The sequence below is a fragment of the Streptococcus hillyeri genome (genome assembly GCF_003686955.1).
Taxonomy (GTDB): Bacteria; Bacillota; Bacilli; order Lactobacillales; family Streptococcaceae; genus Streptococcus; species Streptococcus hillyeri.
Genome location: NZ_RCVM01000006.1, coordinates 25,911 through 47,311, shown reverse-complemented (window position 1 = coordinate 47,311; position 21,401 = coordinate 25,911). Strand labels below are relative to the sequence as shown.

Here is a 21,401-nt window from a genome sequence, read left to right as displayed (position 1 = left end):
CGGTTGTTTTATAATATCTTATTGCTGGTATTTTCTGCAATCACTGCGAGCGACGAAGTCGCCACAACTAGCACTTTCCGCAATTTCGAAGAAATTGACTTCGTCGTCCCACCTCCGCACAGTTTGATTAGGATGTCCGCTAACGATTGCGTGGTAGTAAAATAGTCCAGTGGACTATTTTAGGTGGACACTTGAAAATGAAGAAGTGTCCAGTTGCAGACCTCCAATCAACCACTGCGTCAATCTGTTATTACCATTAAAAATAGAAGGTTGAGATATTTATGTCCCAACCTCGTGGGGCTGAAATTGTCCAGTGGACAGTTTCAGCCTGAGCTTAGAAAATAGAGAGCGAAGGAAACCTAGGCTTGCCAAGAAGAAATGGAACTCTGTAGGAGGGGAGGTTCTGACACTGACTTAGTCAGCTTCATTTCCCACCTCAAAAGGTCTCCTAGACCTTTTGAGCGTCCCACACCACATTAGGAGAAGTGCTAACAAAAATACTAAATAAAAACTAATTGACTTTAAAACAAAAAACAACCGATAGATTCTTGAAAACATAACAAGATAACTATCGGTCTTTTTGGTGAGATAACTTACGATTTGGGAGCGGCGTGTCGTTTTTGCTGATAAAGGTCTTTAAGTGATATTAAAAAGACGGCTAGTAAAATCAAGAGCATTCCCAGCAAATCAATCAGATAAAAAGTCTCTTTCATGATGAGTATGCCAAAGACGACAGAGGCAATTGGTTCTACTGAAGCTAGTAAACTGCCTTTGACGGCTCCGACTATGGTTGTTCCTTTTAGAAAAACGGTATAGGCAAAAATGGTACCAATCCCTACTATTCCTATCAGCGCCAGCACATTTTCCGTAGAAAACGTCAATTCATACCGCCACGCTTGAACGGCAACTGGAAAAAAGATGCCACTCAATAACATGCCTGGTCCAATAACGATTAAACTTCCTAATTTACGGATTAAGCGAGCAGGAATTAAAATGTATAGGGCGTAGGTCACCGCGGATAGAAGTCCCCAGAAGAGCCCTTTGGGTGTCATCGCTAAACTCGTCCACTGCCCGTGGGTAGCAATGATATAGGTTCCCAAAATAGCTAAGATAATGGCAGACAATTCACCAACTGTCGGCATTACTCGGCCTTTTAAACATACAACTGCCAATATTAAAACTGGCGTAAGATACTGTAAAACCGTTGCTGTTCCTGCATTTGTATAATGAATGGCTGATAAATAAGCATACTGATTTAATAAGAGCCCAAACAGGCTAAACAAGGCTATTCCAAGCCAGACATCTTTTCGCTTCATAGCTGACATAAGACGTTCTCGCTGAGTCATGAACGCTAGGCCCGTCAAGGCTATTCCAGAAACCAACAATCTCAAACTAGTCAATAAATTAACATGCACACCATTCGCCATCAAATATTGCCCTGACACTCCTGAAATCCCCCAAGCGATACCTGCAATAACAACCATGAGTGAACCTTTTAATGCTTTACTCATTCAAATCTCTCCCATCTATAATGTTATTATTTTAGCATATTCATCATGTTTTAAAAGAGTTTTCTTCTAATTTATTATAAAAATATGACAGGCCGTATTTTCAACTTATTACTTAACAAAAATCAAAAAACTTAAAATCCGATTAAGTGATTTTAAGTTTCTAAAATGCTTATTATAATGATTGGACTAGATAGTTAAAAAGTCCTTGACTTTGTGTTTCCCCATCTTCTAATAAAAGTTCTGGGTGCCATTGTAAACCTATGAGTGGCGCTCCGTTTTTAGCCTCATAAGCTTCAATTGTCCCATCACGAGGGTCACGAGCCGTAACTTTAAGACCTGGTGCTAATTTTTTAACCGATTGTCTGTGGATAGAATTAACACGACTATTAGGTGATAAGAGTTGACTAACACGGCTATTTTTTTCAATGATAACTTCATGAGAAGTTCCTGTGTATTCATTTTGCCAATGGTTCTCAACCTTTTGATTAAGGGTTCCACCAAGAGCAACATTAAGCAACTGCATCCCACGACAAACCGCCATAATAGGCTTGCCTTGTTTCAAGGCTTCCTTAACAAGAGCCAATTCAAATTCATCACGCTCTACATGATAATCATCACAATCAATTTCACGATCTTCACCATAAAATCGAGGATCAACATTTTGACCACCAGATAAGATTAATTTATCAATCATATCAATGTAGGTTTTAGCTAAATCTGGAGTCCCTAGGGGCAAAATAATCGGCACGCCCCCAGCCGCCTTAACTCCTTCAGACAAGTGACGTGAGACGGCATCAAGACGAACGCCAGCCATAGATGTACATGTCCTTTCATTTCCTGTAATGCCAATAATAACTGGTTTCATGCGATACCCTCACTTTCCATTTCTAATATCTTATATTTTATCGTAAAATTAAAACGCTGGCTAATACAGAAAAGTTATCACTGATATAATATAAAACTATCATCGCCGGAGAAACGTTAACTTCAAAAATAGTCTTTGTTCAGAAGGTAGCGTATTGTAATTAGCCACAACCTATCACTACTGAAAGAGATAGGGACTGAAGTCACGATTCCAAAGAAATCGGATTCCCTTTGCTATCTTATTTCTAAAATCAGGCTGGAACAATCTGGTATATGCTGAATGTGACGAACAATGGTTATATGATGACCGCTAACGATTGTGGGGTATAAACCATCCAGTATGTTTAGGTTCAAGTTTGAAAATCATAGAGCGAGGATAATCCAGTGAATGTTTTAGGTAGATACTGGAAAATGAAGAAATATCCAGTTATATACCTCCAACCACCCACTACATCAAATAATCAGTACTAATGCTCATTCAAAATCAAAATTAGCAGTTTAAGTAAAATCAAGAACCAATAAATGGCTTGATTTACCAGAGCTTCTTTCGCTATAGTGGTATTCTTATTAGTGAAACGGTCCAGTGGACAATTTCAGCCTTAGCTTAGAAATCAAAAAGCGAGGGTAATTGGCTTGATATGAACGGATTTTTGGGAGAACTACAGAAATTGAAAGTCAATTTCGTAGTAGTTCCTCCGCAAGGATGATTGGGGTGGACGCTGTCGAGTCGTCGACAAGTACAGCCAATCATCTACTGCGATAGAGATAAGCTCAAATCTAGTAATGAAACTCCGTAGGAGGTTTTGACGCCGAATTCTTCAGCTTCATTTCCCACCTCCAAAGGTCTCCCAGACCTTTGGAGCGTCCGCACTTTTAAGAAAGAAACAAAAAGTAATTTTTGATTTTTGTTAAGTATAAAAAGACTGGAATACATTTTATACGAAAACTTCAAAAAAGCCCTCACTAAGAGTATAGCACTTAGCGAGGGTTCTTTGCCTATTGGTTTTCATTGTTTTGAGGGCGTGGGCTTTGCCATCGTGCTGGTTTGTCTCAGCCTCTTTACGTTTTTATGACTTACCCATCGTAACGTTACCCATTATTTTTTTCTATATGCTTTTTTACTAAGCATACCTAAAGTAAGTAGGGCGGCTCCAGCAACAAAAGCACTAAGTCCTGAAGCATCACCCGTTTTAGGTAATTTAGGAGTCTTTTTCTTGCCTTCTGTTGTTGACTCGGTGGTAGACTCGGTCGTTGTTTCAGTTGTACTTTCCGTTGTTGACTCAGTCGTTGCTTCAGTTGTACTTTCCGTTGTTGACTCGGTCGTTGCTTCAGTTGTACTTTCCGTTGTTGACTCGGTCGTTGTTTCAGTTGTACTTTCCGTTGTTGACTCGGTCGTTGCTTCAGTTGTACTTTCCGTTGTTGACTCGGTCGTTGTTTCAGTTGTACTTTCCGTTGTTGAATCGGTAGTAGACTCGGTCGTTGTTTCAGTTGTACTTTCCGTTGTTGAATCGGTCGTTGCTTCAGTTGTACTTTCCGTTGTTGACTCAGTCGTTGCTTCAGTTGTACTTTCCGTTGTTGACTCAGTCGTTACTTCAGTTGTACTTTCCGTTGTTATTGGAGTATAAACATTTTTAAATACAGGCTTCTGATCATAGCTAACCTCTCCCATTTTAACTCCATTCACATCTGTCACTGAAACAGTAACATGATATTCTGTCGAGTCGTAACTAATTTCTTGATTTGAACCTGCAAGCTCTTTGATGACATATTGATAGACTCCCTCTTGACTGTAACGGATCGTATCAAAGGTTACTGTACCATCATTGGCATTTGTCTTTGTTTGAAGTGGCGTTGTTAAATTATCTGCAGCATAAAGTGCAAATGTAAACTCACCCTCTTTCAACTCACGTCCCTCTAGAAGTTTCGTTGCCTTTAAAACAACATTTTCAGATTTTTCAGAGGAAGCTTTACCAGAACCAGCCTGCAATTTAACAAGAGCTTCGATAACTTTACCAGCAGTAGTTGTCGAGGACCATGACAAATCATTGCTAAGCGTTGCACCTTCCACAGTATCTTCTGGAATATGAGTCGCATACTCAAAATAAACCACGCGCCCCTCGTTATTACCGTATGGTAAAGTAAAACCTGTAACATCACCTGTAACATTACGGTTAAGAATAGCTTTATCTGTAAGATTTGTTAAGGCATCCAATCCCCATAGCTGATCTTCTGATTTTATCGCCTCAGGCTGTTTTGCGTAATCAACAATACGTAGACTTCCCTCAACTAAGGTTTGATTTTCGCCAAAACTATCAACAATCACTAAATCCTCAAGAACAGACTGCCCCGCATTTATCACAATGCGCCATTGGATTTGATCTGGATTTTTAGCATCTTGGTAGCCGTATTTCATCTCAGTAAATCCAGCACTGCCTCGGTTATTCTTGAAGGTAAACTTGAACAGACCACCACCGTATTGAACCATTTTTTCGCCATCAGCCACATTACTACGGTCAATAACAGCATCAAATGAAATTTCTAATTTTTTATTTTCAGGAACTTTCGAGAAGTGATCCGTAAAGGTCAGCGTTATCGTATCCGTTTCAGGATTTGCTACCGCTTGAGCAACTATTGTTCCTTCTGCATTTTTAACTGGAAAGGTCATTACTGTAATGAGATTAAATTCCTCTGGAATTTTCAAAACCAGCGTATCGCCTTCTTTGATGATTTGACTATCTGGGAAAGACAATTTGTTCACAAATCTAAAATCAACTCCCGGCTCTGCCACAACATTAACAGTTTCGCTCGTAATCTGAATATTACTTCTGTCTGGATCATAATACAATGTCGCTTCACCGCTATAATCTGTAATTTCATTAGCCTTGATATGCCATTTCGGAACAGAAATAATTCCTAAGATTAAAAACAAAAGTGATAGCATACTTAACCACTTAAATTTCATAAATATTTTCTCCTAAAATATTTTTAAAAAGAAACCATTTTCTTTTCAAAGTAATTTTATCACTTTTTCATAAAATGTAAAGTTTTTTTGAATAAAATTATAAATTTTTGAATGAAATTATAATTTCATTATTGAAGTGATTTTATTAGACAAACTATTCCAGACGCATTACAATCCAAATTATTCCCATACCAAAAACAGCAGTTGTATCTGTTGAAAACAAATTAAAAGTGCATAGAATTGCATCGTCATTAACAATGCTGCTATGCACTTGATTGTCTATCTCATCACATTAAGCATCACTTGCTTTTTTCAAAAGCTCTTGCATTTTTTTAGCTTGTTCTTCTGTTAAGTATGGAGCCATTGCGTCAATGTAGAGTTGGATTTCTTCTTTAGTTGCCTTAGACGCCTCTGCTTCCAAACTAGCATAAAGTTCATTGAACTCTTCATCAGTCATTTTAACTTCTTCAGTTGACGCACTCATTTCTTCCGTCATCAAGTTTGTCAATTCGTCTTGAGAGACAATGTCAGATTTTGAAGGAACTTTTGGTGCTTTGTAAGTTACCTTCTTATAGTCAAGAGTCAATTTTAATTCTGAAACAGATTCGCCAACACCAGCTGCTGTTTTCAGCTGAATTTTTGCTTTACCATTTCCTTTTTCATCTAGAGTCATCACAAATTTTGAACTGTCATCAATGCTTGCTTTAGCTAAATCCAAATACGTTTTTAGTTGTTCAGCACTTACATCTTTGAGCTCTTTTTGAGAGTTTTTAACGACTTTATTAGTCAAATCAAATAACTCATCAAATGATAAGGTCATCGTAACTTTATCGCCATTTTTTGTAAAGTTCTTCTCATCTACCTCTTCAAATAGCTCAGCATTTGCCTTGTTTTCTTTTGACAACTCTGCTAGTGAAGGCATTTTTTCACCAGAAAATTCCTCAAGGTCTGCAAATTTTCCATCCAGAGAATCTGAAGCGAGACCTGCTGAAAATTGCGCAACAGGAGCAACGCTCATATAAGCTTTATCGTCAGAATAAATAAAATCAAAATCTGATAACTCACTGTTAAAATCTGATAAGTTTACTGTCAATCCAATCAAACCATTTTTCAAATCTTGTGAAGCTGTCGCTTTTACGCTCTTACCTTTAAAAGACTCCAATTGAGAAGCCATTTCACCACTAGCTTCGTCTAGTTTAATCACATATTCATAAGCACCCTTGTCTTCATTCTGTTGCTTTTTAATCAAGTCAAGGAATTCATCCTTAGGTGATTTTGAGCAAGCGGCCAAAGTCAGCGCCAGCGGCAGGGCAAGTAACATTTTAATCTTTTTCATAAAAGTTCTCCTTAAATTTAAACGTTTGTATTATTTTAGCACTTTTTAAAAAAATATGCTATTTTTTTATAATTTTATTCTTTTATCCGAATCCTCACCTGCTTATTAGCGTTAATACTTAACCAAATTCAAAAATGACTTTCTTTGTTTCTTTCTTAAAAGTGCGGACGCGCAAAAGGTCTGGGAGACCTTTTGAGGTAGGAAATAAAGCTGACGAAGTCAGTGTCATAACCTCCTTCGGAGTTTCATTGCTATTTTTTGAGCCCCTCTCACACCACCGTGCGTGCCGTTCGGCACACGGCGGTTCAACTAAATTTTAACGAGAGAGCCTAAACTCCCTCATCTCTCATTCTGTAGAGTCGTTCTATTTGTCCTGTCCTATATTTATGAACAATAGCCATCATTTACGTTTTCAGTCTACCGTCTTTTCAGACCAAGAATTGAATAGACAACTCTAATTTAAGCGATAATCATCTGGTATCTTGTATTTTCAACACCAGACTTCAAACAGTCTCTCCCCAGACTGTTTGAATATTCAGCCCTTCGCTCCACTTCCATTACAGAAGTTTCTTCACTACTATGGCCTCGGCTGACTTCTCATGATTCGTTGTTACTACGTCTTTGACGCTCATGAGACCTCACGGGATAAGTCGTACATCTTTCCTCGTTTACTCTCGTGATTTACGCATATAGGTTACGACTACCTATTTGGACTTTAGAGTTTCTAGCCCCCTCATCCGCTATATACGCCTTAGTATCACGTTTCTGTTCGTAGAGCCACGATTTCGCTATCCCTTCCTCTCCCCTCTACCTCACGATAGTCAGGCTTGGGAATCGCTATTGGGTTCTACCTTCAACGGGTCCCCACGGAGGACTTGCACCTCAGATGTACGACATGCCCGTCGTACTAGAAAAAGCCAAGCATTTCTGCTTAGCTTTCTAATCTTAGTCTTCCAATAATTTCTGCAATTCTTGAGCAAGGAGTTGCTGAGCAACCTGCGGGTTGGCTTGACCTTTTGTGGCTTTCATAAGAAATCCGGTAAAGGCTTTGTCTGCATTTCGTTTTCCTGACTTAAAGTCTGCTACGGCAGCTTCGTTATCCGCAAAGACTTGGTGGATAATTGGAATCAAGACGGCTGGGTCTGATACTTGTACTAGACCAGCTTTCTCAACGTATTCCTTAGCAGAACCACCATTTTTAGCTAGATGCACAAAGACTTTCTTAGCAATCTTAGATGAAATCGTACCGTCTTGGATGAGACCAATCATTTCCACCAAGTTTTCTGGAGTCAAGGCGATGGTTTCAATGGTTTTGTTTTCCGCATTGAGGAATTGAGCCACTTCACCTTGTAACCAGTTTGAGACTTGTTTAGCATCACCACCAATAGCCACAGCTTGTTCAAAGAAATCAGAAAGGGCTTTAGTAGCCGTCAACTGACCAGCATCGTAGCCCGAAAGACCCAATTTTTCAACATATTCCGCGCGACGCTCTGCAGGGAATTTTGGTAATTCCGCACGCATTTCCGCAATCCATTCATCTGAAATCTCATAAAGCGGAAGGTCTGGTTCTGGGAAGTAACGGTAATCTGCCGCACCTTCTTTGACACGCATGAGGATGGTTGATTTATTCGCCTCGTCATAACGACGGGTTTCTTGCTGGATAATACCACCTGAGCGAAGGATTTTTGCTTGACGCTCCACCTCATACTCCAACCCTTTGCGAACATTGCTGAAAGAGTTCAAGTTTTTCAACTCAGTCTTAGTACCAAATTTTTCTTGACCATACGGACGAAGGGAAATATTAGCATCCACACGCATTGATCCCTCTTCCATCTTGACATCTGAAATCCCTGTGTACTGGATGATTTCTTTCAACGCTGTCAAATAGGCATAGGCTTCTTCTGGTGAACGCATATCGGCTTCCGACACGATTTCGATCAATGGCACCCCTTGACGGTTGAGGTCAACGTAAGAATAACCGTCCGTTCCATGAGTGTTTTTACCAGCATCTTCTTCAAGATGGGCGCGTTCCACGCGGATTTTCTTGGTCGAACCATCCTCCAAGGTAATATCAATCCAGCCGTTGTAACCGATTGGCTCATCAAATTGTGAAATTTGGTAAGCTTTGGGATTATCTGGGTAGAAATAATTCTTACGGTCAAAGTGCATGTGCTGGTGAATGTCCATATTCAAAGCTAGCGCAGCCTTGATACCCGCATCAATAACCCCTTTGTTCATCACTGGAAGCACTCCTGGGAACGACCAGTCAATCACGTTGGTATTGGCATTAGGATCCTCACCAAAATGCGCTGATGAAGGTGAGAAAATTTTTGAATTGGTATTTAATTCCACATGGACTTCAAGTCCGATAATGGTTTCAAAGTTCATTAGTTGTCACCTCCAAAAATCACTGGTTGTTGTTTGTGATAATCTGTTGTTGCTTCAAAAGCTGCTGCTGCTTGATAAATCGTCTCTTCACTGTATTTTGGACCAATCAACTGCAAGCCAACTGGCAAACCATCGACAAATCCAGATGGAATAGAAATCCCTGGAAGTCCTGCAAGGTTCACTGGAATCGTCAACAAGTCAGCCAAATACATAGCGACTGGGTCCTGACTTTGACTGCCCAAATCATAAGCAACTGTCGGAGCCGTTGGACCAAGAATCAAATCATAATCCGCAAAGACCTTCTCAAAATCTTGAATAATCAAGGTACGAACCTGACCAGCTTTCTTGAAGTAAGCATCGTAATAACCTGAAGACAATGAGAATGTACCAAGCATGATACGACGTTTCACCTCTTCACCAAAACCTTGGCTACGTGTGTTAACATAAATCTCATCAAGATTTGTCGCGTCTTCTGCACGGAAACCGTAACGAATCCCATCAAAACGTTGCAAGTTTGATGACGCTTCTGATGACGCAATAATGTAGTAAACCGCTACCCCGTACTTGCTATGTGGAAGAGAAACTTCTTCAATAATGGCACCCAATTTTTCAAACTGTTTAGCGGCCGCCAAAATATTTTCCTTAATTTTAGGATCAATTCCTTCGCCCAAGTATTCTTTAGGAAGAGCAATCTTCATCCCTTTGATGTCTTGGCCAATCTTGCTGGTAAAATCAGCCACTTGTACTGGTGCAGAAGTCGCATCTTTGCTATCTGCTCCTGCAATGACATTAAGCAGCTGAGCATTTTCTTCAACCATTTGAGAGAACGGCCCGATTTGATCCAGCGAGCTACCAAAAGCAAAGAGACCAAAACGGGATACGGTTCCATAAGTTGGTTTGAGACCGACAATGCCGTTAAAGGCAGCCGGCTGACGAATGGAACCACCTGTATCAGATCCCAATGATAAACGCACTTGTCCAGAAGCAACCGCTGTCGCCGAACCACCTGATGACCCTCCAGGAACCTTTGAATGGTCCCAAGCGTTTTTCGTCTTCTTGAAATAAGACGTCTCCGTTGAACCACCCATGGCAAATTCATCCATGTTAGTCTTACCAACCACAATCATGCCATTTTGATAGGCATTGGCAACCGCTGTCGCATCAAAAATCGGTTCGTAGTTGTAAAGCATCTTTGAGGCAGCGGTTGTCAATATTCCCTTAGTTGAGATATTGTCTTTAACCGCAAGGGGAATCCCTGACATGATATTGTCTGCATCAATTCCTTTTTCATCAATCGCTTTTGCTTGGGCAAGCGCAGCTTCTTCTGAGACAGTGATGAAAGAGCCGACCGCTTCTTCACGTGACTTGATATCATCAAGCGTGGCCTGTGTCAATTCTGTTGCTGAGATTTCTTTGGCTACCAAGAGATCGTGCAATTCGTTAATCGTTTTATGATTGAATGACATTAAGCATCTCCTCCTTCTTCAAAGATAGCTGGTACCTTGATAAAGTTATTTGCACTTTCTGGTACATTTTTAAATAACAATTCACGATCTGTTCCCACTTCAGCTTTATCTTCACGAATAACTGTTTTGCGATCTGCCATCGTTGTGGTGACTGGCACACCAGTTGTATCGACTTCATTTAACAATTCCACCATATCGACAATTTTTGTCAATGTTGTTGCAAATTCAGCTGTTTCTTCGTCTGAAAATGACAATTTCGACAACTTAGCAACATGGCGTACTTCTTCTTCAGAAATTTTCATGAGTTACCTCTTCTATTAGTCTACATAATCTTTTTTATTATATCATAAAGACGCCTGTACCGCTATTTTCATAAAAGAAATCATCACAAAAAGCCCCTAATTGAGGCTTTAGCATTTATGCACGATCATCATAACCTTTTGGATGGCTTGAGTGCCATGCCCAAGCAGTTTCAATGATTTTTTCAATATCATCAAATTGTGGTTTCCAGCCAAGTACTTCACGCGCTTTTTCTGAACTTGCAATCAGCGTGTCTGGATCACCAGGACGACGGTCTGCTAATTCAGCTGGGATTTCTTTACCAGTCACTTTACGCGCTGCTTCTAAGATTTGCAAGTTTGAGAAACCTGTCGATGATCCCAAGTTAAAGGCTGTTGACGCTCCGCCATTGCGTAAATAATCAACCGCTAAAATATGAGCATCTGCCAAGTCAAATGGATGTACATAGTCACGAACATTAGTTCCATCTGGAGTGTTGTAATCATCACCAAAGATCATGATTTTCTCGCGCTCACCTTGAGCAACTTGCAAGATAATTGGAAGCAAGTGTGTTTCAGGTCCGTGATCTTCACCAATAGACCCATCTGGCTTAGCACCAGCAACATTGAAATAACGAAGGGCTACAAATTTAATGCCATAGGCACTGTCAGACCATTTCATAATAGTTTCCATCATCAACTTACTCTCACCGTAAGGATTGATTGGATTTTGTGGTGTGGTCTCAAGGATTGGAATTTGCTCTGGAATGCCATAAGTGGCTGCTGTTGATGAAAAAACAATGTTTTTCACGCCACATTCATTCATCACTTCCAGTAAATTCACCATACCTGAGGTGTTATTGTCAAAGTATTTCAAAGGATTTTCCATAGACTCCGCGACCAATGAAAAGGCCGCAAAGTGAATCACAGCATCTACATTAGGATTCTCAGCGAAGACACGGCGCATAAACGCCTTATCGGCTAAATCTCCCTCGTAGAAGACTGCATCTGGATGGACCGCTGCACTGTGTCCTGTCACCAAGTTATCAACTACGATAACTTCTTCTTTTCCTTCTGAAATCAAACGGTCAACCATGTGAGAACCGATATACCCAGCCCCACCTAGAACGACTACTGTCATGCTTATCTCCTTTTATTTAAGTGCCCTTATTATATCAAAAAACGTTTTATTTGACTATTTGATACCAACAGACGCTATGAAACGTTTAAAAGCAGCTTGTCCAGTCACATCCGTTTTGTACACCCCAGCATCTTCTAGCACACGTGCAAAAACATTACCAACCGCTCCCTGTATAATACCAGTCACTGTCTCAGCTGTCACCTCTGGATGAGTGATTTTGATTTGTTTTGCCCAATCCAAATGATAGTCCGCCACCTTATGTTCTTGGCCTAAAAGATATTTTTCAACCTCTTGCAATTCTTCTTTCAAGCGAGGCGGTAAAATAGCCAAGCCCATCACTTCGATGAGACCAATATTTTCTTTTTTGATGTGTTGCACATCTTGGTGTGGATGATAGACGCCATCTGGATGTTCTTCAGACGTGTGATTGTCTCTCAAGACCAAATCTAATTCAAATTTGCCATCGCGTTTACGAGCAATCGGAGTTACCGTATGATGTGGTGTATCGCCTGTATAGGCAATAATATCCACAGCATCATCACTATAATCTCTCCAAGCTAGACGAATCTTCTCAGCCAGGTCAACCAAATCATCCTTATTCTCTGATGTCAAACGAATCACTGACATAGGCCAGTTGACTATCCCTGCTTCTACACTGTCAAACCCTTTGAAGGTGAAACACTCTGTCAGCTCTGCTATTTCCATAGGGAAGGTATGTCGCCCACCTTGATAATGATTGTGAGTCAAGATGGAGCCACCAACAATTGGTAAGTCAGAATTAGAGCCAGCAAAGTATCCTGGATACATCTCTACAATATCTAGCAACTGCACAAAGGTCTCACGGCTAATCACCATTGGTACATGCTCCGTATTTAGGAAAATGCAGTGCTCATTGAAATAAGCATAGGGCGAATATTGAAAGCCCCATGTTTCCTCACCTAGCTTCATCCGAATAATGCGGTGATTGGCACGGTCTGGATGGTTAATGCGGCCTTGATAACCTTCATTTTCCATGCACAACTGGCACTTAGGGTAATCACTAGCCTTGGCTAGCTTGGCCGCCGCAATGGCTTTGGGATCCTTTTCAGGTTTAGACAAATTAATGGTAATCTGCATATCCCCGTATTTAGAAGGCGTTGAAAAAGCAATATTTTTAGCAATGGCATCAACTTTAATATAGTCATTTTTCTGACTAAGTTCATAGAAATCTGCAATAGCTTTTGCTGGACTTTCATTATAGGTTTGCCAAAAACTTTGATTGAGCACACTCGGAATGGGCGTGATGAAATCCATCAATTCCGCACCCAAACAGTTTTTTTCCTCCTGCAAGATGCCACATTTCCCATTTTCCACAGCTATATCCACAAGACGATTTTTTAGAGGAATTAAGAATGTCTCATCCGTTTCTTCATTAACCTGTTCCTCACCAACCAAGGCCATGATCCGATTTTTTAAGTAAATAGCATCTAAGTCAGTGTAATCGCTATTCGCAATAACACCTACTACAAAACGTTCTAATATTGTCATAAGCTTACTTTCTAGAAAGAACTCGGCTGCCACCGGCTACTTCTGCAATATAAAAAGCTGGCGCATACCCAATTTTTTCTTCATAAATATGACCAACAGTTTCAGTAAACTGCTCCACCTTGTCCTTTTGGACAATTGCAATGGCACAGCCACCAAAACCAGCACCAGTCATTCGAGCACCAAGGACACCCTCTTGTTCCCACGCTGTATGAACAAGAGTATCAAGCTCAACACCAGTTACCTCGTAATCATGCTCTAAAGACACATGAGAAGCATTGACTAAACGACCAAATTGGTCCAAATCACCAGCAACCAAGGCCGCCTTGGCTTTCAGAGTCCGTTGATTTTCCGAAACTGCATGGCGAGCACGCTTGATACGATTGCCATCTTTAATGAGATAAGCATATTGATCAAAGGTTGCTTCATCAAGCTCACCTAAAGTTTCGATAGATAGCAGAGCATTTAATTCGGTCACAGCCGTTTCACATTCGCTACGGCGCTCGTTATATTTGGAATCCGCTAATTCACGACGTTTATTAGTGTTCATGATAACAACAACATAGTCACCTAAATCAAGTGGTACAAGCTCATATTCCAAAGTATTTGTATCCAAATAAATTGCCTGCTTATCTGCGCCCATTCCAATAGCGAATTGGTCCATAATACCTGAGTTAACACCAATGAAGTCATTTTCAGTTTGTTTCCCAATTTTAACCAAATCAAGACGATTAAGTGTCAACCCAAACAACTCTTCACAAATAACACCTATCAACAATTCCAGCGAAGCAGATGAGGACAATCCCGAACCATTTGGAATATTACCATAAACATAGACATCCATACCAGATTCAATCACATGCCCTGCTTCTTTCAAAAACTTAATCACTCCTTTAGGATAGTTAGTCCAATTATCCTCTTTTTTGAACACAAGATCATCCAAACTCAACTCAATGATTCCCAGATCTTCAAAGTTGCCTGAATAAAAACGTAAGGTGCGGTCATCACGTTTACGAGCAGCCCCATAAGTCCCAAGCGTAATCGCTGCTGGAAAAACATGACCACCATTATAATCGGTATGCTCCCCAATCAAATTGATACGACCCGGTGAAAAGAAAGTTGCATCAGGTGCAACACCAAAATTGTCTAGAAAAGCCTGTTTTAATTGTTCAGTATCCATAAAATACTCCTTTGATATCGTTTTCAGTTATATTATAAAATGATATAAATAGACAGTCAATATTTTTACTAAAGTTTTACTAAATAATCATCTTATGTTATACTATAAAAAACAAAAAATAAGGATATATTATGGCTACACTTAAAGATATAGCTAGACTGGCCAACGTTTCCCAAGCTACTGTCTCACGTGTTCTTAATCGTGATGAAAGCCTATCTGTAGGTCAAGAAACAAGACATCGCATTTTAGCTATCGCTGACGAACTAGGGTACACTAAACATCAAAAATCGACAAACTCCTCTAAAACTAAGCAAAAAATTGCTATTTTACAATGGTATAGTGAGCAAGAAGAATTAAATGATCTCTACTACTATGCTATCCGCATGGGAATTGAAAAACGAGCCCAAGAATTGGACTACGATATTGTCCGCTTTTTTAACGATAGTATTCCTACAAATTCTACAGATATTTGTGGGTTGATTGCAATTGGTAAATTTAGTAAAAATCAATTACGTAAACTAGCTAAACTTTCTTCCCAATTAGTTTTTGTAGATAGTGACACACTCAGCTTAGGTTATTCCTGTATCACAACTGATTTTGAATATGCTGTAAAATCTGTTATTGATGATTTTTCCCATAAAAAGCTAACTCCTATAGGTATGCTAGCTGGTCAGGAAATAACTACAGATCAAAAGGAAACACTATCAGATCCACGGCTAACATTTTTCCAACAATATGCTGTAAATAAGGGTCTTTCCAATCGTGACTTGATTTTTCAAGGAAACTTTTCAACACAATCTGGATATGATTTAATGAAAAAAGCCATATCAACATTAGGTGAGCAACTTCCACCTGCCTTTTTCATCGCAAATGATACCATGGCAATCGGCGCTCTTCGAGCCTTACACGAGGAAAAAATTGCCGTTCCTGAGCAAGTCAGCCTCATCTCTTTTAATGACACACCTTTAACACGCCAAGTTTTTCCACTATTAAGCAGTGTGACAGTCCATACACACGAAATGGGACGGACTGCAGTTGATATTTTAAATCGTCAGCTAATTAACTCCAACACAGTACCAACAATGACACGTCTAGCTACTACATTAACCATTAGAGATAGTAGTTTATAGGAGAAATATATCATTATGCCAGTTAATCCTAAAATGCACACCGGAGACCTTTATCTTCCAAATGATCCTGAGATTCTTGAAAAGCAATTAAAATGTCAAGAACGCTTATATGATTTATAACCACACACATCCCTCCGAGAAAGAAAAACGGAACGATTTATTAAAAATGATGTTTGCGGAGGTCGGTCATAATGTTTACATAGAACCACTTCTTCATGCGAATTGGGGTGGCCACTTCTGTAAACTAGGTGATAATGTCTATGCCAATTACAATCTAACTCTTGTTGATGATACAACGATTACAATCGGTAGCAAGACAATGATTGGTCCCAATGTAACTATCGCAACTGCCAGCCACCCTCTTTCTCCAAAACTACGTGACCTCTCTTATCAATTTAACTTGCCAGTTACTATAGGTGAAAATTGTTGGTTAGGGGCTAATGTGACCGTACTTCCAGGAGTAACAATAGGTGATAATACCGTCATAGGAGCTGGTAGCCTAGTAACTAAGGATATTCCTAGTGGGGTTCTAGCATATGGTCAACCTTGTCGAGTTATTAAAAAATTACTTGATTAACATACAATACAGAAGCATGTCTAATTAACCAAAAAACTGAACTGGTGATTTGAGTCCTAGTTCAGTTTTCATATTTTTATCTAATCTTTACGCAGAAAGCATCCCAAGGAGCTAGACAATGATTATTAATAATAACCGCTTCATCTGTATTTGAAATAATAATTTCAATGTAATCAACATCAATACTAAATGACTGTTCCTCATCTGATAAGTTCACGACCACTAAATAAGATTCCTCATCAGTGTACCTTCTATAGGCAAAAACTTTATCCTCCGTTTCCAGTAATTCAAAATCGGCATCTATCAGCCAACTTTTTTCTTTACGAAGATTAACCAACTTTTGATAAGTATAAAAAATAGAATTAGGGTTACTTACTGCTTCTTCTACATTAATCAATGTGAAGTTTGGATTAACTGGTAACCAAGTTTCATCAGATGTTGAAAATCCTGCATTCTTTTCAGTATTCCACTGCATAGGTGTACGAGCGTTATCTCGACCAATCATTCGAATGTTATCCATAATAACTGCTTCTGATTGTCCAAGGTCTAAGGCTTCCTTAGCGTAGTTGAGGGACTCAATATCATCCAATTCAGACAAACTTTCAAAAGGATAGTTAGTCATTCCAATTTCTTCTCCTTGATAAATGTATGGCGTACCACGCATCAAATGAAGTAAGATAGCAAGTGCCTTAGCAGATTTTTCCCTATATTCACCTGTATTACCCCAAATAGATAGAACCCGAGGTAAATCATGGTTATTCCAAAATAAAGAGTTCCATCCCTCGCCTAATTTCAATTCTGTCTGCCACTTATTGAAAATCATTTTTAACGCAGGAACATCTAATTCTTTGATGTATTCCCATTTCGGTCTATTTTCTTTATGTTGTAAACCAATATGTTCAAATTGGAAAACCATTGACAATTCTTTTTCATCCGGATTAGAATAACGTTTTGCAATTTCAGGTGTTGCTCCCCAAGTCTCACCCACAGTTAGCAAGTCCTTGCCAGCTAGTGTATACTGATGCATCTCTTTTAAATAATCATGAAGCTTTGGCCCATTTTCTTTAATAAGTTGATCAGGTAATTTTCCTAATAAATCGATGACGTCCATGCGGAAACCACCAATACCTTTGTCAACCCAAAAATTTATCATCTCATAAATCTTATGCCTAAGAACTTCATTTTCCCAATTCAAATCAGGCTGCTTTTTACTAAACAAATGAAGATAGTATTGTTGTGATTGTTCATCAAATTCCCAAGCAGAACCGGAAAAGGTAGAGACTAATTCATTAGGTTCGTTACGCCAAATATAAAAATCTCTCTTTTCACTATGAGGGTTATTTTTAGCTTCAACAAACCAAGCATGTTCATCCGAGGTATGATTGACAACCAAATCCATAATAATCTTAATGCCTCTTTGATGTGCCTGTTCAATTAGTTCTTCCATATCAGACATATCTCCAAAAATATCAGCAATAGCTTCATAATCGGATATATCATAACCATTATCATCCATAGGAGATTGGTAAACTGGTGATAACCAAATCGCTGTAATCCCTAACTTCTCCAGATAATCTAATTTACTAATGATACCCTGTAAATCACCAACACCATCTCCATTACTATCCATAAAAGATTTTGGATAAATTTGATAGATAGTTGCTGTGTGCCACCAATGTTTTTCCATGTTGACCTTCTTTCTCTATAAAAAGAGTTGACTCAATCAGCCAACTCTAAGGGAGCATTACTCAAATACAATTACTTAATCCTTTTCCGCCATAGCATGAGCTGAGTTCACTAAGTCTAAATTCACTGCTGAGTCGTTAAACGGAGCAAAAACTTACTTATCCATTGACAGAAAAAGTGCAAAAAGTAACTATCACTAACTGTCCCTCTAAAAATCCTCATCTAAAATCTAATCATATTCTTTTATATTATCCTTGCTATCTGAGCATGTGATAAACATGATTTTATTTCTAATTTCTATAAAAGTTTCTTTTCTATTTAACTGAACCACTTGTCATTCCAGAAATGATATTCTTTTGGAAGATTAGATAAACGATTAGAATTGGTATAATACCGACGACATATGAAGCAAAACTTGGTCCGTAGTCACTAAAATATTGTCCTTGGTAATTATATTGAAAAAGTGGCATTGTCCATGTACTTGAATCTCTGTTAAGTACAAGAAGAGGCATCAAGAAGTCATTCCAGACCCACAAAGCATTAATAATCAATACAGTGGCATGCATCGGTTTCATCAAAGGAAAGATAATTTTTCGATACATCATAAAGCGACCGGCACCATCAATAGCTGCTGCCTCATCCATTTCTGTTGGGACAATAGTTTTAATATATCCCACATATAGAAACAGGGTCTGAGGAATCGCATAAGTAAGATACAAAATAGTTAAACCAACCAGATTAGTCATCCCAAGATTACTCATCAATTTAGCCATTGGCAACATGATAACTTGAAAAGGAACAAACATCCCTATGATTAACAAAGTATACATGATAGCAAATACTTTCTTACGATCCATATGGCGGGCAATGGCAAAAGCTGCCATCGGAATTACCAAGATAATTAATCCCACACTAACAACTGTTAAAAAGGCTGAATTAAGAAAATAATGAACAATGCCATCATTAAATAGACGTTCATAGTTAGACAAGGTCCACTCTTCAGGCAAACCAAAGAAATTCCCTGTAATCTCTTTAGTTGTCTTAAACGAACTAATAATCGTTACCGCTAATGGGATTAACATGAGAAAAATCCCGATGCTTAGCACAGTGTAGGCAACGATATTATTTTGTTTCTTAGATTTCATAATAGTTTACCTCACACTTCATATTTTTTAGAAAGAGTAATTTGTATCACTGAAATAATGGTAATAATTACAAACAGAACAACTGCTAAGGCATTAGCATAACCAAATTGGTTATTAGTAAATGCATTATCATAAACCAATAGACCCAAGGTCCTAGTCGCCCCATCTGGACCACCTTTTGTCAATGAATAAACCAAATCAAAGGCTGTAAGACCAGATTTCATAGCTAAAATAAAAACCATAGAAATAGAAGGAAGCAAGAATGGTAGTTCAATTTGGAAAAATTGTTGACGCTTATTGGCTCCATCAATGGCTGCCGCTTCCTTAACATCCTCAGGAATAGACTGCAAACCAGATAAGAGAATAACGACCGGCATTGCAAGACCTTGCCATAGGGCTACAAATAGAACAGACCAAAATACTGATTTTTCTTGAAAAAGAAGATTGGAACTTAACCATTTGATTCCAAATAACTCACCAATCTGAGGCAATCCATAGTTAAACAATTGACTAAAAATTAAACCAATCGTTACCGTTGATAGAACTGCTGGAAAGAAATACCAAGTTCTAAAGAATCCAACCGCACGAATTTTACGATTTAATAAAGTTGCTAGCCAAATACCAATTGTAATTTCCCCAACAACTAACCCTACTGTAAAAAGAAGAGTAAATCCTAAACTTTTATAGAAAGCCTGATCTTGAAAGATCTTGACATAGTTTTCAAAACCTATAATATTATAATTGCGAGTTAAACCAGTCCAGTCTGTCAATGAATAAATCAATCCATTGACAAGCGGGTAAAAGAAGAAAATTAACTGAAGAAGCACTGGTATAGCTACAAAAAGATATGCCCAATATTTACTAATAAAACCTTGTTTTTTCATGCAAGTCTCCTTAATCACTAAGTCAAAGAGTCTGGTTAACTATCCAGACTCCTTACTTTCAATAAGATACTATGATGGTTTATTTCATTGTATCAAAGAATGTATTCAAATTACCAATGTAACCGTCTAAGTCTTTGTTCTTGATGTAAGATACATTTGCGTCCCAGAATGTTTCTTCAGAAGTCCATTCTGAATGTAACCAAATCGCTTGTTTATCTGTGAAGGCAAGTGAAGCTACGTCAGCCAATTCTTCAAATTTTCCATCTGTCTTAATACCCTTAACAGAAGTTGGTGAGCCGTCAACATCATAGTATTTCTGCATTGCTTCTTTTGAGCTTAAATATTCAACAAAGTCTTTTGCACCATCTACATTCTTAGAATCCGCAGAAACTGAAACAGCCATATCTGCTGCACCAACTGTCATTGCCGGAGCATCAGCTGCCAAGCCTGGCATCGCAAAGAAGCCAACTTCAAAATCAGGTTGTTGCTGATTGATAACTGTCAATGCCCATGATCCGTTAGCCATCATCAAAGCTTTACCTTCTGCAAAGACTGCTACTGTATCTGCATAAAGAGCTCCATCAGAGTTAGATTGACCATTGCCAGCAAGTAAATCCAAATATGCCGCTACGTTTTTAGTTACTTCGTCGGATTTAATACCACCTTTATCACTGAAACGAAGAACATCGTTTGCCTTATCAGCACCACCAGCACTTTGAATCCAAGCTAATTGTGCAAATCCATTCACTGTCCAAGCATCTCCGAGTGCTTCTGCAAATGGTGTTTGACCATCTTCCTTAATTTTCTTAACAATATCTTGGAATTCAGCTAATGATTTTGGAACTTCAATACCTAATTTTTCAAAAGCTGTTTTATTATAGTAAACACCAGACACATTTGTGGTTAAAGGAACATTATAAATTTTATCATCTACTGCATATGCTTCTGCTGCACCTTCATTCAAGTTACCAAGAATATCTTTTTCTTTTGTTAAATCAACGAATTGACCATCCTTAGCCCATCCTTTAAAATCTGCATTTTGAGGATAAATATTCACAACATCCGGTGTTTCTCCATTTGCAATACGTGTTTTTAAAACAGTTCCTGCATCTGGTACACTTGTTAATTTTACTTTAACATCGTCTTGTGATTTATTATAATTATCTACAATTTCTTGTAAAGTGGCTTGCATTTCAGGTTTTTGTGAGAAAAATTCAATTTCTTTAGCATCACTACCTGAACCACCGTTACCACAAGCTACTAGGAAACTTGCAAAGCTACAAACTGCAGCACATTTTAAAACTGTTTTGAATTTCATAAAAATTCTCC

At 38.7% G+C, this 21,401-nt stretch carries 15 protein-coding genes and 1 pseudogene; 2 read left to right on the top strand and 14 right to left on the bottom strand.

Going from position 1 to position 21,401, the window contains the following annotated elements; all coding sequences use genetic code 11:
- Window positions 1-593: 593 nt before the first annotated feature.
- The 10 genes from EAF07_RS04415 to EAF07_RS04370 form a co-directional block, all read right to left on the bottom strand.
- Complete coding sequence (locus tag EAF07_RS04415; RefSeq protein WP_121835084.1) at window positions 594-1,511, bottom strand: DMT family transporter; 918 nt, start codon at window positions 1,509-1,511, stop codon at window positions 594-596.
- Window positions 1,512-1,683: 172 nt separating this feature from the next.
- Window positions 1,684-2,376: a gamma-glutamyl-gamma-aminobutyrate hydrolase family protein gene (locus EAF07_RS04410; protein ID WP_121835083.1), complete on the bottom strand. Its 693-nt coding sequence runs from the start codon at window positions 2,374-2,376 to the stop codon at window positions 1,684-1,686.
- 1,095 nt (window positions 2,377-3,471) lie between these two features.
- Window positions 3,472-5,337 (bottom strand): Spy0128 family protein, encoded by a 1,866-nt coding sequence (locus EAF07_RS04405; RefSeq protein WP_121835082.1) that lies wholly within the window; start codon window positions 5,335-5,337, stop codon window positions 3,472-3,474.
- 292 nt (window positions 5,338-5,629) lie between these two features.
- Window positions 5,630-6,673, bottom strand: coding sequence for a hypothetical protein (locus tag EAF07_RS04400; protein WP_121835081.1), 1,044 nt, complete (start codon window positions 6,671-6,673; stop codon window positions 5,630-5,632).
- A 945-nt stretch (window positions 6,674-7,618) separates the two neighbouring features.
- Window positions 7,619-9,061, bottom strand: coding sequence for an Asp-tRNA(Asn)/Glu-tRNA(Gln) amidotransferase subunit GatB (gene gatB / locus EAF07_RS04395; RefSeq protein ID WP_121835080.1), 1,443 nt, complete (start codon window positions 9,059-9,061; stop codon window positions 7,619-7,621).
- Complete coding sequence (gene gatA, locus EAF07_RS04390; RefSeq protein ID WP_121835079.1) at window positions 9,061-10,527, bottom strand: Asp-tRNA(Asn)/Glu-tRNA(Gln) amidotransferase subunit GatA; 1,467 nt, start codon at window positions 10,525-10,527, stop codon at window positions 9,061-9,063. Before gatA ends, gatB begins: the two co-directional genes overlap by 1 nt.
- Window positions 10,527-10,829: an Asp-tRNA(Asn)/Glu-tRNA(Gln) amidotransferase subunit GatC gene (gatC, locus tag EAF07_RS04385; protein ID WP_121835078.1), complete on the bottom strand. Its 303-nt coding sequence runs from the start codon at window positions 10,827-10,829 to the stop codon at window positions 10,527-10,529. The genes gatA and gatC overlap by 1 nt, the downstream gene beginning before the upstream one ends.
- 115 nt (window positions 10,830-10,944) lie before the next feature.
- Entirely contained in the window at window positions 10,945-11,946 is a 1,002-nt protein-coding gene (gene galE / locus EAF07_RS04380; RefSeq protein ID WP_121835077.1) for a UDP-glucose 4-epimerase GalE, read from the bottom strand.
- Between the two features lie 54 nt (window positions 11,947-12,000).
- Window positions 12,001-13,473: a UDP-glucose--hexose-1-phosphate uridylyltransferase gene (gene galT / locus EAF07_RS04375; RefSeq protein ID WP_121835076.1), complete on the bottom strand. Its 1,473-nt coding sequence runs from the start codon at window positions 13,471-13,473 to the stop codon at window positions 12,001-12,003.
- A 4-nt stretch (window positions 13,474-13,477) separates the two neighbouring features.
- Entirely contained in the window at window positions 13,478-14,650 is a 1,173-nt protein-coding gene (locus EAF07_RS04370; RefSeq protein ID WP_121835075.1) for a galactokinase, read from the bottom strand.
- A gap of 131 nt (window positions 14,651-14,781) precedes the next feature.
- Here EAF07_RS04370 and EAF07_RS04365 point away from each other — a divergent pair, with 131 nt between their 5' ends.
- Complete coding sequence (locus tag EAF07_RS04365; protein ID WP_121835074.1) at window positions 14,782-15,780, top strand: LacI family DNA-binding transcriptional regulator; 999 nt, start codon at window positions 14,782-14,784, stop codon at window positions 15,778-15,780.
- Between the two features lie 15 nt (window positions 15,781-15,795).
- Window positions 15,796-16,357, top strand: a pseudogene (locus tag EAF07_RS04360) (sugar O-acetyltransferase).
- A gap of 76 nt (window positions 16,358-16,433) precedes the next feature.
- Here the strand turns inward: EAF07_RS04360 and EAF07_RS04355 are convergent.
- From EAF07_RS04355 to EAF07_RS04340, 4 genes are all read right to left on the bottom strand, one after another.
- Window positions 16,434-18,044: a glycoside hydrolase family 13 protein gene (locus EAF07_RS04355; protein WP_121835073.1), complete on the bottom strand. Its 1,611-nt coding sequence runs from the start codon at window positions 18,042-18,044 to the stop codon at window positions 16,434-16,436.
- A gap of 313 nt (window positions 18,045-18,357) precedes the next feature.
- The gene (locus tag EAF07_RS04350; RefSeq protein ID WP_425452088.1) at window positions 18,358-19,191 is read right to left on the bottom strand and encodes a carbohydrate ABC transporter permease; all 834 of its coding nucleotides are present in this window, start codon (window positions 19,189-19,191) and stop codon (window positions 18,358-18,360) included.
- 8 nt (window positions 19,192-19,199) lie between these two features.
- Entirely contained in the window at window positions 19,200-20,072 is an 873-nt protein-coding gene (locus EAF07_RS04345) for a carbohydrate ABC transporter permease (RefSeq protein WP_121835071.1), read from the bottom strand.
- 79 nt (window positions 20,073-20,151) lie between these two features.
- Window positions 20,152-21,390 carry an extracellular solute-binding protein gene (locus EAF07_RS04340; protein ID WP_121835070.1) on the bottom strand — a complete coding sequence of 413 codons (1,239 nt, stop codon included), beginning with the start codon at window positions 21,388-21,390 and terminating at the stop codon, window positions 20,152-20,154.
- Window positions 21,391-21,401 lie beyond the last annotated feature (11 nt).

Excerpts from the sequence above, each read along its gene's own strand:
- EAF07_RS04345 (WP_121835071.1), bottom strand. The coding sequence starts at position 20,072 with ATGAAAAAACAAGGTTTTATTAGTAAATATTGGGCATATCTTTTTGTA.
- EAF07_RS04355 (WP_121835073.1), bottom strand. The coding sequence starts at position 18,044 with ATGGAAAAACATTGGTGGCACACAGCAACTATCTATCAAATTTATCCA.
- EAF07_RS04410 (WP_121835083.1), bottom strand. The coding sequence starts at position 2,376 with ATGAAACCAGTTATTATTGGCATTACAGGAAATGAAAGGACATGTACA.
- gatC (WP_121835078.1), bottom strand. The coding sequence starts at position 10,829 with ATGAAAATTTCTGAAGAAGAAGTACGCCATGTTGCTAAGTTGTCGAAA.
- galT (WP_121835076.1), bottom strand. The coding sequence starts at position 13,473 with ATGACAATATTAGAACGTTTTGTAGTAGGTGTTATTGCGAATAGCGAT.
- galE (WP_121835077.1), bottom strand. The coding sequence starts at position 11,946 with ATGACAGTAGTCGTTCTAGGTGGGGCTGGGTATATCGGTTCTCACATG.
- EAF07_RS04405 (WP_121835082.1), bottom strand. The coding sequence starts at position 5,337 with ATGAAATTTAAGTGGTTAAGTATGCTATCACTTTTGTTTTTAATCTTA.
- EAF07_RS04365 (WP_121835074.1), top strand. The coding sequence starts at position 14,782 with ATGGCTACACTTAAAGATATAGCTAGACTGGCCAACGTTTCCCAAGCT.
- EAF07_RS04370 (WP_121835075.1), bottom strand. The coding sequence starts at position 14,650 with ATGGATACTGAACAATTAAAACAGGCTTTTCTAGACAATTTTGGTGTT.
- EAF07_RS04340 (WP_121835070.1), bottom strand. The coding sequence starts at position 21,390 with ATGAAATTCAAAACAGTTTTAAAATGTGCTGCAGTTTGTAGCTTTGCA.
- gatB (WP_121835080.1), bottom strand. The coding sequence starts at position 9,061 with ATGAACTTTGAAACCATTATCGGACTTGAAGTCCATGTGGAATTAAAT.
- EAF07_RS04415 (WP_121835084.1), bottom strand. The coding sequence starts at position 1,511 with ATGAGTAAAGCATTAAAAGGTTCACTCATGGTTGTTATTGCAGGTATC.
- gatA (WP_121835079.1), bottom strand. The coding sequence starts at position 10,527 with ATGTCATTCAATCATAAAACGATTAACGAATTGCACGATCTCTTGGTA.
- EAF07_RS04400 (WP_121835081.1), bottom strand. The coding sequence starts at position 6,673 with ATGAAAAAGATTAAAATGTTACTTGCCCTGCCGCTGGCGCTGACTTTG.